At 65.6% G+C, this 13,293-nt stretch carries 8 protein-coding genes; all 8 read left to right on the top strand.

Going from position 1 to position 13,293, the window contains the following annotated elements:
• The first annotated feature begins 2 nt into the window (after positions 1–2).
• The 8 genes from mmsB to ASF31_RS12610 all read left to right on the top strand — a co-directional run bounded on the left by mmsB (position 3) and on the right by ASF31_RS12610 (position 13,198).
• Positions 3–905, top strand: a complete 903-nt coding sequence (mmsB, locus tag ASF31_RS12645; protein ID WP_055754974.1) for a 3-hydroxyisobutyrate dehydrogenase — start codon at positions 3–5, stop codon at positions 903–905.
• 355 nt (positions 906–1,260) lie between these two features.
• Complete coding sequence (locus tag ASF31_RS12640) at positions 1,261–2,331, top strand: LacI family DNA-binding transcriptional regulator (RefSeq protein WP_200918639.1); 1,071 nt, start codon at positions 1,261–1,263, stop codon at positions 2,329–2,331.
• 49 nt (positions 2,332–2,380) lie between these two features.
• A complete protein-coding gene (locus ASF31_RS12635) occupies positions 2,381–5,416 on the top strand; it encodes a TonB-dependent receptor domain-containing protein (protein ID WP_055754973.1) in 3,036 nt (1,011 codons plus the stop codon).
• Positions 5,417–5,491: 75 nt separating this feature from the next.
• Positions 5,492–6,958, top strand: a complete 1,467-nt coding sequence (locus tag ASF31_RS12630; protein WP_055754972.1) for a glucoamylase family protein — start codon at positions 5,492–5,494, stop codon at positions 6,956–6,958.
• Positions 6,955–8,223 carry a sugar ABC transporter substrate-binding protein gene (locus tag ASF31_RS12625; RefSeq protein ID WP_055754971.1) on the top strand — a complete coding sequence of 423 codons (1,269 nt, stop codon included), beginning with the start codon at positions 6,955–6,957 and terminating at the stop codon, positions 8,221–8,223. The genes ASF31_RS12630 and ASF31_RS12625 overlap by 4 nt, the downstream gene beginning before the upstream one ends.
• Positions 8,220–9,152 (top strand): carbohydrate ABC transporter permease, encoded by a 933-nt coding sequence (locus ASF31_RS12620; RefSeq protein WP_235551334.1) that lies wholly within the window; start codon positions 8,220–8,222, stop codon positions 9,150–9,152. Before ASF31_RS12625 ends, ASF31_RS12620 begins: the two co-directional genes overlap by 4 nt.
• Complete coding sequence (locus ASF31_RS12615) at positions 9,149–9,964, top strand: carbohydrate ABC transporter permease (RefSeq protein ID WP_055754970.1); 816 nt, start codon at positions 9,149–9,151, stop codon at positions 9,962–9,964. Before ASF31_RS12620 ends, ASF31_RS12615 begins: the two co-directional genes overlap by 4 nt.
• Positions 9,965–9,982: 18 nt before the next feature.
• The gene (locus ASF31_RS12610; RefSeq protein ID WP_055754969.1) at positions 9,983–13,198 is read left to right on the top strand and encodes a discoidin domain-containing protein; all 3,216 of its coding nucleotides are present in this window, start codon (positions 9,983–9,985) and stop codon (positions 13,196–13,198) included.
• Positions 13,199–13,293 lie beyond the last annotated feature (95 nt).

The raw sequence follows: 13,293 nt of genomic DNA, 5'->3' as shown, positions 1-13,293 counted from the left end.
CCATGACCAAGATCGCCTTCATCGGCCTGGGTAATATGGGCGGCGGCATGGCCGCGAACCAGGCCAAAGCGGGCCATGCGGTCGCCGCCTTCGACCTGTCGGCGCAGGCGCTGGAACGGGCAGGTGCGGCGGGTTGCGTCCCGGCCGGATCGGTCGCCGAGGCGGTCAAGGACGCCGAGGTCGTAATCACCATGCTGCCCGCCGGGCCGCACGTGCTCAAGGTCTATTCCGAACAGATCATCGGCGCGGCTCCGTCGACCGCCCTGCTGCTAGACTGTTCGACCATCGACGTCGAAACCGCGCGAAAGGTCGCCGGTCTAGCCAAGGCGGCCGGCTACGCCTTTGCCGACGCGCCCGTGTCAGGCGGCACCGCAGCGGCGGATGCGGGCACGCTGGCCTTCATGGTTGGCTGTGACGAGGGCGACTTCGCCCGCGTCGAGGCGGCGCTGGAACCCATGAGCCGCATCACCATCCGCGCCGGCGATCATGGGGCGGGGCAGGCGGCCAAGATCTGCAACAACATGCTGCTCGGCATCTCCATGCTGGGCACCTGCGAAGCCATCGCCTTGGCGGAAAAGCTGGGTCTGGATCCCGACAGGTTCTTCGAGATCGCGTCCAAGTCTTCGGGTCAGTGCTGGAGCGTGACCAGTTACTATCCCTGGCCAGGTCCGGTGCCGACCGCGCCGTCGAACCGCGACTATCAGGGCGGGTTCGCCACGGCCATGATGTTGAAGGACCTGAAGCTGGCTCAGGACGCAGCGGCGAAATCCGGCGCCTCGACGCCGTTGGGCGCACAGGCCGAGGCGCTCTACGCCCTGTTCGACGGTATTGGGCACGGCGGCCGCGATTTCTCCGCCATGCTGCAGATGCTGCGCGGCAAGCTGGATGAGCTTAACCCGGCATAGATTCGTCTTTCGCATTGTGATTGCGGCCCGTGCAGCTTCGGCGGCGCGGGCCTTTTCGTGTGAGGCGGTGGCCGCGACGCAGATCGCTACGGCTGGTGCGACCAAGGCGCGCGCCTGCCGTGTTCGCCTTATTCCGTTCGCCGGAATGAGCCTGCGAAGATTGAAGTCAAAGCAGCAACTTAGCTTTCCTTGACCGCTGAGGCGGCTCCAGCAGAGATCGAAAATCGCCTGAAATGTGGCTGAACGGCGCTTGCGGCGCACATTGCTCCTGTGTCATGTAACCGCTTACATCATCTATCGACGGATCTTCGAAAAGGGGCCGGGACGATAGGGAGCAGGGAGAATTCGATTGGACATGGCCGCGCCTAGCGCTGCGTCTGCACGGCAGGAGGGCCAGCCCTTCGCCAAGGCCGCCACCATGCGCGACGTGGCCGAACGCGCCAATGTGTCGGTTGCTTCTGTCTCTCGTGTGTTGAACGGCTTGGGCGTGACCTCGGACGCGACGCGCCAGCGCGTGCTCGATGCGGTCGAAGACCTTCGCTACGTCCCGCACTTCGGCGCCCGCAGCCTGTCGACCAGCAAGAACGACACGATCGGCGTCATCCTGCCCGACCTGTTCGGCGAGTTCTTTTCCGAGCTGATCCGGGGCATGGACCTGGCCGCCCGAGCCCACGGCAAGCATCTGATCGTGTCCAGTTCGCATGACGGCGCAGAAGACACCCTGGCGGCCGTACGTTCGATGCGCGGGCGGGTGGACGGCATGATCGTGCTGTCGCCACATCTGGGCGCGGCGAATCTGTCGTCAGAATTCGCGGGTCGGATGCCGGTCCTGCTGATGAACGGGGGCGCGGCAGAGCCGGGCAGAGCGTCCATCATGATCGACAACCACGGCGGCGCCGTCGGCGCGGTCCAGCATCTGCTGTCCACCGGCCGCAGGCGGATCGCCCATATTCGCGGCGCCGCCGGCAACATCGAGGCGGACACGCGCGCGGCCGGCTATACGGCGGCGCTGGATGGTCACGACCCGATCATCGTCGAGGGCGACTTCTCTCAGGCCTCGGGCCACCGCGCCGCGACCAAGCTTCTGGCCATGACGGAACGGCCCGACGCCGTCTTCGCCGCCAATGACATGATGGCCGTCGGCGCGCTTCTGGCCTTCCAGGAGGCGGGCGTGCGCTGCCCCGAAGGCATCGCCGTCGTCGGCTTCGACGATGTGCCCATCGCCGCCCTGATGCGGCCCGCGCTGACCACCATGCGCGTCAACATCGCGGAAATCGGCCGAAGGGGCGTCGAACGCCTGATCGGCCTGGTCCAGGCCGGCGCGACCGCCGACGCCACAGACACCGCTTGCGAAATCGTTCGGCCGATCCTGGTCGAACGCCAGTCCACCGCGGCGGCCTCGTCCGCCAGGTTCAACAAAGGGTAGGCCAGCCATGTTGCTGAAAACCGATCCCATCAGGAGGGGAGAGCTCAGGATGACCCAGTTCAATACGCGTAAGGCCGCGACACGTCAGGTCGCCTTGGCCGCCGCATCGGCGCTTGCCATCAGCATGGCGGTCGTCGGCGGCGCGCAGGCGCAGGTGGCGACCTCGACGATCCGAGGCAATGTGACGGATGGCGCGACGGTCGAGGCCGGCGCCACCATCGTCGCCCGCAATGTCGCCTCGGGCTTCACCAGCCGCACCACGGCGAACGCGCAGGGTGGCTATACCCTGTCGGGCCTGCGTCCCGGCACCTACGAGATCACGGCGACGACGGCCGAGAACGAGACGGCGACCGACACCGTTTCGATCGGCGTGGGCCAGGTCGGCAACCTGGATCTGGCCGTCGCAGGCGCGGCGTCCGGCGCGGCTGACGCCAACGCAGCCAATCTGGGAGACATCGTCGTGACCGGACGTCGTCTGGTCGAGGTGCGCACGCCCGAAAACGCCACAAACGTCACGACCCAGCAGATTCAGACCCTGCCGCAGATCAGCCGTAACTTCCTGAACTTCGCGGCGTTGGCGCCGGGCGTCAGAACGGGCACCAACGAGCAAGAAGTTCAGATCACCGCCGGTGGTCAGCGGGCGGAATCCGTCAATGCCTTCATCGACGGCGCCAGCCTGAAGTCGAACATCATCGCCGGCGGTATCGTCGGTCAGGACGACAGCCGCGGCAATCCGTTCCCGCAGGCGGCCGTTCAGGAATTCCGGGTCGTCAGCCAGAACTTCAAGGCTGAGTACGAGCAGGCCTCGTCCGCCATCATCACGGCCGTGACCCGCTCTGGCACCAACGAGTTCCACGGTGAAATCTTCGGCACCTATCGTGATCAGGACTTCATCAAACAAGACGAGTTTTCGCGTGCGGCCGGCCGGGAAAAACCCGCGCTGGAAGTCCAGCAATACGGCGCCGCTCTCGGCGGTCCGATCATTCAGGACAAGCTGCACTTCTTCGGCAGCTACGAGCACAAGCAGGAAAACCGTGCTGCGGCCGTGACGCTGGGCCGTCAGAATCCGGCCTACGTTAGCCAGTTCGGCCAATACATCGGCACCTTCGCTACGCCGTTTGAGGAAGACCTCTACTTCGGCAAGCTAAGCTTCCAGCCGGCAGAGGGCCATTTGATCGACCTGAGCGTCACATACCGCGACGAAGCCGACGTGACGGGTGTTGGCGGAGCCAACTCTATCGAGCGTGCAAGCGGTCTGAAACAGACGACGAAGAGCGCCAATCTGCGTTATCAATGGCAGGGCGATGGCTTCCTGAACGAGTTGGCGGTCGATTACCGCAACTACAACTACAACCCGACAGCCGTGAACTTCGATCAGATCGGTCGCAGCTATCGCATCTTCGAGAACGGCTACGATCCGTTCGGCGGTGTGTCGATCCTCAACATCGGTGGCTCGGGCAGCCGTCAGGACATCAGCGATGACGCCCTGACGGTCCGCAACGACCTGACGTTCAATGAAGTGCAGTTCAACGGCTTCCACACGATAAAACTGGGCGCCAAGGTCAGCCGTCAGAACTACAACGTCGTCAAGGAGTTCGGTCGTAATCCCGAGTTCTTCTATGACCTGAACGGCACGGCCAGCGGCAATGCCGCCGTCCCTTATCGCGTCCAGCTTGGTAACGAGTTCCCCACCGTTGACCTGACCAACACCGTCATCGGGCTGTATGTCCAAGATGATTGGCAGATCACGGACAAACTTGAACTGAACCTGGGTCTGCGTTGGGATTACGAGACCAATGCCGACAACAAGAACTACGTCACGCCGGCCTCCGTGGTTGCGGGCCTGAACCAGTGGATCGCCTCGACCGACGGCGGCAAGGCTGCCGGCTATGCGCCGAGCTGGTTCAACATCAACGACTACATCTCGACCGGCGACAATCGTGACCCGTTCAAGAAAGCCTTCCAGCCGCGGATCGGCTTCTCGTACGATGTCTTTGGTGATCGCGGCACGGTCCTGTTCGGCGGCGCCGGTCGCTACTACGACCGGGTTCAGTTCAACTTCGCTTTCGACGAATTGGCTAAGCCGTTCGATTTCACCCAGAACGTCTTCTTCTCGACCACCGGCCGCCCGGCCGGCGTGGCGAACGGCAGCTCGTCCGATCCGATCCTGTGGAATGCGTCTTACGAGACCACAGCTGGACTTGACGCCATCCTGGCCAACATCCCGGCCAAGGGCGAGGCCTTCCTGCTGAAGAACGACTTCGAGCCGCCCCGCACGGATCAGTTCAACCTGGGTGTGCGTCAACGCGTCGGCGAATGGCAGACCGAGTTCACCCTGGCCTATGGCAAGACAGAGAACGAGTTCACCTGGCAATATCTGAACCGCTGCCGCGAACCAACGCGTGGCAACGACGGCAACGGTTTCGGCGACAACGGTGGCTTCTGCGGCCCCGGCGGCACCAACCCCTACCGCTCGTATCTGGTGTCCGATCACAACAAGGAGCGGACGTTCAAGGCGCTCTACGTCAAGCTGGACAAGGGCTACACGCGTGACTCCGGTTGGGGCGTCAACATCGCCTACACGCTGTCCAAGGCTGAACAGAACGGCGGCAACGACAACTTCTGCTTCGACTGCTTCTCGGTGGAAAGCTCGCCGGTGCGGTCCTCGGGCAATGACGAGCGTCACCGTATCGTGGCCAACGGCATCGTCGATCTGCCGCTCGACTTCCAGCTGTCGGGCATTCTGACCTTGGGTTCGGGCACGCCTTACGACGTGTTCGACGGACGCGGCGCAAACTTCGTTTATCGCCCCTACGGCGCCTATCCCGAGAAGGAGCAGTTCTTCCTGCCGAACGCCTTCGCCTATCGGAATCTGGATCTTCGCCTGACGAAGAACTTCAATGTGCCAGGCGCGGGCGAACTGTCCGTCTATGTCGACGCCATCAACGTGTTCAACTTCAAGAACTACACGGGCTTCGACGGCGGGACGGGCTCGGCGACGAACCCGAATCCGAACTTCGGTCGGCCTTCGGCGGTGCTGTTCCCCACGCGGACCTTCCAGATCGGCGCCCGCTACGCCTTCTAAATCCTGAGCCTGGGCCGCCTCGTGCTTGTTGCGAGGCGGCCTTTCTTTTTCGATTGAGACCCAGTGAGCGTGCCCATGAATCGTCGAAACTTCCTGATGCGGACCACCACAGGCGCGGCGGCTCTGGCCGTTGGATTTCCGGTGATGGCGGCGGCGCAGCAGGCGGCGGCGACGGGGGCGGTCAATGGGACGCAGAGACGGCCGATGCGGCTGGATCAAGAGATCGAGGAGCTTCAGGAGCGGACGTTCCGCTGGTTCGAGAAGGTCACGGATCGCAAGACCGGTCTGACGCCGGATCGCTGGCCGACGCCGTCCTTCTGTTCGGTGGCGGCGGTCGGCTTCGCCCTGACCTGCTGGCCGGTGGGCGTCGAGCGCGGCTGGATGAGCCGGGCCGAGGCGCGTGAGCGGACCCTGACGACGCTGCGCTTCTTCCATGACCTGCCGCAAGGCCCGGAGGCCAGCGGCACGTCGGGGTACAAGGGCTTCTTCTACCACTTCCTGGATATGGAGACGGGGCTTCGTTACCGTACCAACGAACTGTCCACCGTCGATACGGCCCTGCTGATCGGCGGCATGCTGTTCGCCGCCCGCTACTTCGACGGTCGCCATGCCGACGAAGCGGAAATCCGTCAGAAGGCCCAGGCTATCTACGAACGGATCGAATGGCCGTGGGCTGTGATCCGCGACAACCGCATCACCATGGGCTGGCACCCCGAGAGCGGCTTCATTCCCTCCGACTGGCACGTCTATAACGAGGGCATGCTGGTGCTGCTGCTGGCCATCGGCAGCCCGACCCATCCGGTGTCGGTCAATGTGTGGCACGAATGGGCGGCCAGCTATGACGAGAGCTGGACCGATCGCTGGGGCAGCTGGCACCTGAATTTCGCGCCCATCTTCGGGCACCAGTACAGCCATATGTTCATCGACTTCCGCGGCATTCAGGACGCCTGGATGCGCGGGCAGTCTGCCCAACTGGGCGAATACCTCGACTATTTCGAAAACAGTCGCCGCGCCGTCTACGCCCAGCAGAAATACGCCCACGACAACCCTGGCGGCTGGGCGGGCTATTCATCTGAGGTCTGGGGCCTGACGGCCTGCGACGGGCCGGGCGATTTCAAACAAGTCATCGACGGCAAGGAGCGCGAGTTCTTCAGCTATTCCGCGCGCGGTCCGGGCGAGCGCGACGACGGCACCATCGCGCCGACGGCGGCGGCCAGCTCCATCGCCTTCGCGCCCGAGATCGTCGTGCCCTGCGTCAAGGCGATGAAGCAGAAATACGGTTCAGGCATCTATACCGAGTGGGGCTTCCTCGACAGCTTCAACCCAACACTGACAGTGCGCGAAGGGCCGCTGCAGCACGGCAAGATCGTGGACGGCGTGGGTTGGGTGGACGGCGACTATCTGGGCATCGACCAAGGGCCGATCGTCATCATGACCGAGAATCACAGGTCCGAGTTCGTCTGGCGCTATATGCGCGGCGAGCCCAATATTCGCCGCGCGCTCGACATCGCGGGCTTCACCGGCGGCTGGATGAACGGATGAGTTCAGGCCCGCACAGAAGGGGAGCCTTGGCCCTGCTGGCGGGCGGGGCTGCTGCAGCCTGCACCCCTCGCCGTGACGGGGAGACCGTTCTGCGCTTCTGGGCCATGGGCAATGAGGGCGGAACGGTCGGCCAGTTGATGCCCGAGTTCGAGCGGCGCAATCCGGGCGTCCGCGTCTCGGTCCAGCCCCTGCCGTGGACGGCGGCGCACGAGAAACTTCTGACCGCCTACGCCGGGGCCTCGCTGCCGGACGTCAGCCAGATCGGCAATACCTGGGTGGCGGAACTGACGGCCATCGGCGCCCTGTCGCCGACCCCGGCCGAGGCCGCGAAGCTGCTGACCGACCAGTTCCCGGCAGTGCTTGAGACGAACGAGATCGCCGGCCGGGCCATGACCACGCCCTGGTACGTGGACACGCGGCTGTTGTTCTATCGCAAGGATCTGCTGGCGCGGGCCGGCTTCGACGCCCCGCCCGAAGACTGGGCCGAATGGAAGCGGGCCATGCACGCGATCAAGCGCGTGGCGGGGGGCGACAACTACGCCATCCTGTTGCCGCTGAACGAGTTCGAGCAACTGCTGACCTTTGGGCTTCAGATCGACGAGCCGCTGCTGCGGGATCGGGATACGCGCGGGAACTTCTCCAACCCCGGCTTCGTCGCGGCCCTGGCCTTCTACCGCAGCCTGTTCGACGAGCAATTGGCGCCGTTGGCCTCGTCGACCCAGATTTCGAACGTCTGGACCGAGTTCGCCAAGGGCTATTTCAGCTTCTACTTCTCCGGCCCATGGAGCGTGGGCGATTTCCGCAGCAAGCTGCCGGCGTCGTTCCAGCCGAACTGGGCCACGACCGGCGTGCCGGGGCCGAAAGGCCTGGGCGCGTCGGCGCCGGGCGGGTCCAGCCTGGCGGTATTCAAGTCCTCGCCGCATCAGGAGGCGGCCTGGGCCCTGGTCCGCTATCTGTCGGAGCCGTCGGTGCAGGCCCGGTTCAACACCATCGTCGGCGACCTGCCCGCGCGCCAGAGCGCCTGGGACATTGCGGGGGTCGAGCGCGATTCGATGCTGGCGCCCTTCCGCGGCCAACTGGCGCGCGCCAAGGCCGTGCCCAAGGTGCCGGAATGGGAGCGGATCGTGACGGAGATGCAGATCGTCGCTGAACGGATGGTGCGCGGCGAATACAGCCCCGAGACCGCCGCCGCCGAGATCGACCGCCGTGCCGACCGGCTGCTGGAGAAGCGCCGCTGGATGATGGAACAGGGCAGGGCCGTATGATCGTCGCCGATCCGACCTTGGCCAGAGTGAAGCCATCGCGCGGACGCGGCGCCCGCGAACGGGCCGCCTGGGCCTTCATCGCCCCGGCCATGCTCGCCATCGGCCTATTTTTCGCCATTCCGGTGATCGCGGCCCTGCTGCTCAGTCTGACCGACTTCGACATCTACGCCCTGGCGAACCTGGACAATCTGCGTTTCGTGGGCTTGCAGAACTATGAGCGGCTTCTGACCAATCCCCTGTTCTGGGGGGCGATGAAGAACACCTTGACCTTCGCGGTCCTCGGCGTGCCCCTGTCCATCGCCGCGTCCCTGGCGGCGGCGGTGATCCTGAACGCGCGGGTGGTGAAGTGGCGGCCGATCTGGCGGGTGATGTTCTTCGCCCCCTATGTCACGACTCTGGTCGCGACGGCGGTGGTCTGGCGCTATCTGCTGCACACCCGCTACGGCGTCATCAACTGGGGGCTGGAAAGTATCGGCCTGCCTGCCGTGGATTGGCTGGGCGACCCATCGACCTCCATTCCGGCGATCCTGATGTTCGTGGTCTGGAAGATCTTCGGCTACAATATGCTGATCTTTCTGGCGGTGCTTCAGACTGTGCCGGACGACCTGTACGAGGCCGCGCGCATCGATGGCGCCGGCCCGTGGAAGCAGTTCCGCCATGTCACTTTGCCGGCCATTGCGCCGACCATGCTGCTGGTCTCGATTATCTCGGTCGCCAGCTTCTTCCAGCTGTTCGCCGAACCCTATGTGATGACTCAAGGAGGCCCGGCCCAGAGCACGGTGACAGTGCTCTACTTCATGTACGAAGAGGGCTTCAAATGGTGGAATCTGGGCTCCGCCAGCGCCGTCGCCTTCGTCCTGTTCCTGTGTATCCTGGCGATCACCCTGGTCCAGCTGGCGGTCGCCAAACGGGTGGGGGCGTATCAATGAAACTCCGCGCCATCCTGCTCAATCTGGCTGTCGGCCTCATCGCCATCATCGTCCTGTTCCCGTTGGTCTGGATGGTGTCGGTCAGCTTCATGGCGACCGGCGAGGCGGCGGTCTTCCCGCCGCCGCTGCTGCCATCGCACTGGACGTTGGAGCACTATCGCGACCTGTTCCTTAACCAAGGCATGGGGCGGTATCTCTGGAACAGCTTCGCCCTGGCGACATTGGCGACCATCCTGGCGCTGGGGTTCACGGTTCCGGCCGGCTACGCCTTCGCCAAGCTGAAGTTCGCCGGGCGTGAGCGGCTATTCCAGTTCCTGGTCGCCGCCCTGGTGGTGCCGGCCCAGATCGGCACCCTGCCGCTGTTTCTGATGCTGAAGTCGATGGGCCTCGTGAATACCTACGCCGGCGCCCTGGTGCCGTGGCTGGCGTCCATCTTCGGCCTGTTCCTGGTGCGCCAGTATGCGCTGAGCATTCCCGACGAGATGTTGGAGGCTGCGCGGATCGACGGCGCCAGCGAGGGCCAAATCTTCCGCCGCGTGGTCCTGCCGACCTTGCAACCGATCATCGTGACACTGGGCCTGTTCGTCTTCCTGGGCAGCTGGAACGACTTCCTGTGGCCCTTGATCATCCTGACGGATCAGTCGAACTACACCCTGCCGGTGGCGCTCGCGGCACTGTCGCGCGAGCATGTGCAGGACATCGAACTGATGATGGCCGGCGCAGTCGTCACCGTCGCGCCCGTGCTGATCCTCTTCCTCGCCCTGCAACGCTACTACATCCGCGGCATGCTCGCGGGCAGCGTGAAGGGCTGACCAGAACTGCGAGTTTCCATGCGTAACCTCCTGCTGGCCGCCGCCTCGGTCCTGACCCTCGCCCTGGCCGCGCCCGCCGTCGCCCAGGAGACGCGCATTCTCGACAGCATGGACGACGCGGCGCGGTGGGAGGCCAGCGCCTCGACCGACGTTCACGCCGCCGTCTCCGCCGTCGCTGGCCATGACGGACGGGCCGTTCGGCTGGACTACGATTTCGACGGCAAGGCGGGTTATGCGGTGCTCAGCCGCCCGCTGCCGTTCGACCTGCCCGACAACTACGAGATCAGCTTCTGGGTGCGCGGCGCCGGGTCGACCAACACCTTCGAGGTCAAGCTGACCGACGCCTCGGCCGACAATGTCTGGTGGAAGCAGACGGCGCGCTACGACTTTCCCGACGGCTGGACCAGGTTCGTGATCAAACGTCGGCAGGTCTCCAAGGCCTGGGGGCCAAGCCCTGAAACCGTCCTGCGCCGCGCGGAGCGGGTCGAGTTCGTCGTGGTCGCGGCCGAGGGCGGCAAGGGCTCGGTCGAGATCGACCAACTGACCCTGCGCGCCCTGCCGGTCGATCCGCCGGTTCCGCCACAGCCGATCGCCAGCGATCGACGAACGGCGTCGACCGCCGCCAACGCCGTCGATCTGGACCTCAAGACCGCCTGGACCCCGCCGGTGGGCGAGGCGTCGGCCCTGACGCTGGACCTGGGTTACGAGCGCGAGTTCGGCGGCCTGACCTTGCGCTGGGGCGAGCGCGGCGCGGCGGCGGACTATCGGGTTTCGGCCTCGATCGACGGGCGCGATTGGCGCGAACTGGCGACGGTCGTGAGCGGCAACGGCGGCATCGACTGGCTGAGAACGCCCGAGGCGACGGCGCGCTGGCTGAGACTTGAGCCGCTGAAACCCGTTCCCGCCTCCGATGTGGTCGGCTCGTCCGGAGCAGGCCAGCGGCTGGGCGCGGCCCAGGCCACGACCTATGCGCTGAACGAGATCGAGGTCGAACCGCTGACGTTCGGCGCGGACCGCACCGTGTTTCTGGAAGCCGTCGCCAAGGAAAACCGGCGCGGCCTTTACCCGCGCGGCTTCTCCGGCGAGCAATCCTATTGGACCCTGGTCGGTGTCGATGGGGGCGGCGAGAGCGGCCTGATCGGCGAGGACGGCGCCATCGAGCTGCGCCGCGCCGGACCCAGTATCGAACCTTTCGTGGTCGACAATGGGCGGCTGATCACCTGGGCCGACGTCAATATCGAACAGGGGCTGAAGGACGGCGACCTGCCGATCCCGTCCGTGACCTGGACCGCCGACGACTGGACGCTGAAGATCACCAGCTTGGCCGACGGGCCGCCCGATCAGGCGCAGCTGTGGGGCCGTTACGACCTGACCAACACCTCCAGCCGGCCGCGCACCCTGATCCTGGCCCTGGCCGCACGCCCCATGCAGGTCAATGCGCCGCGTCAGTTCCTGGCCATTCCCGGCGGGGTCAGCCCGGTGGAGACGATCGGCTGGAACGGCGCCGAATTGAAGCTGAACGACACGGTGCGGGTGCAGCCGTTGGCGGGGCCGGATCAGGTCGCGTTGGCGACCTTCGACGCCGGCGGCGATCCGCAGTCCCTGATCCTGCCATCCGCGCGGCGACCGGCCGTTGAAGCCGCGACGAAGACGGACGCAACCGGCCTGGCCGCCGGCGCCTTGACCTATGAAATCACCCTTCAACCCAGCGAGACCCGTACGGTCGGCTGGGTGTCGCAACTGTCCGGCGAGGACCTTGCGCCAGAGCCGTTAGGTCAGGCGGCTGCGGTTCTGGATACGGTCGAGGCGCGGCTGGCCGGCGAATGGCGCGAAAAGCTGGACCGTGTCGAACTGACCCTGCCGCCCGCCGCCCAGCGGATCGAGCACGCGCTGAAATCCTCGCTGGCCCATATGCTGATGTCCCGACAGGGGCCGATCCTGCAACCCGGCACCCGCAGCTACAACCGCTCCTGGATTCGCGACGGCGCCATGATGGCCGAGGGGCTGAACCGGCTGGGCATGGCCGAGCATTCGGCCGACTATCTGCGCTGGTACGCGCCCTATGTGTTCGAGAACGGCAAGGTGCCGTGCTGCGTTGATGCGCGCGGCGCCGACCCGGTGCCCGAGAACGATAGCCACGGCGAGTTCGTCTTCCTGGCCGTCGAGACCTATCGCTACACCAAGGACGAGGCCCTGCTGCGCCAGGTCTGGCCGCAGGTACAAAAGGCGATCGCCTATATGGACGAACTGCGCGCCTCGACCCGGACGGCGGCCTTCCAGGCGCCGGATCAGCGGCATCTCTATGGCCTGCTGCCGCCGACGATTAGCCACGAGGGCTATTCGGACAAGGCGGCCTATTCCTACTGGGACGATTTCTGGGGCCTGCTGGGCTACAAGGACGCGGTCTTCATTGCCGAGACGCTGGGCGATGCGGAGGCTGCCGCTCGCTATGCGGCGGCGCGGGATCAGTTCGCCGCCGACATCCGCGCGTCGATCACGGCGACGGCGGCCCATCATGGCATCGACTGGATCGCGGGCGCTGCGGACCGGGGCGATTTCGACGCCACCTCGACCACCATCGCCCTGTCGCCTGCGGGCGAACAGGATCATCTGCCGCCCGAACTTCTGGCGCGAACCTTCGACCGGTATTGGGAAAACTTCCAGAACCGCCTGACTAACCGCACGGCGTGGAAGGACTACACGCCCTACGAATGGCGGCTGGTCGGCGCCTATGTGCGGCTGGGTCAGAAGGACCGCGCGCTGGATGTGCTGGATTTCCTGATGGCCGACCGCAGGCCCGAGGCCTGGAACGGCTGGGCCGAGGTGGTGGGGCGGGAAAAGCGCGAGCCGCGCTTCATCGGCGACATGCCGCACGCCTGGATCAGCTCCGACTATATCCGCTCGGCGCTCGATCTGTTCGCCTACGAGCGGGACCGCGATCAGGCCCTGGTGCTGGCGGCCGGCGTGCCGGAGGCGTGGCTGGACACCGCGGAGGGGGTCGGTGTGCGGGATCTGCGCACCGCCTATGGGCCGCTGACCTACGCCTATCGCAAGGAACGGCGCGGCTATGTGCTCACCCTGGGCGACGACGCGACGCCGCCGGGCGGCTTCGTGCTTCAGTGGGCGGCGGGGCAGGGGCGGCCGGAGCGCGTTCGGATCGACGGCCGTGCGGCGACGTGGTCGGGCGACGAGCTGGTCATTCCCGCAGGGGCGCGGCGGGTGGAACTGCGCTGACCACCTGCGTCCCTTCTCCCATTGGGAGAAGGTGGCCCGAAGGGCCGGATGAGGGGCGGCCGGTAGGCTAGGTCGCACCATCCGACCCTCACCCT

Source organism: Brevundimonas sp. Leaf280, from assembly GCF_001422455.1.
Taxonomy (GTDB): domain Bacteria; phylum Pseudomonadota; class Alphaproteobacteria; order Caulobacterales; family Caulobacteraceae; genus Brevundimonas.
Note: the sequence above shows the minus strand (reverse complement) of the source record. Positions and strands in the feature narration are given on the sequence as shown.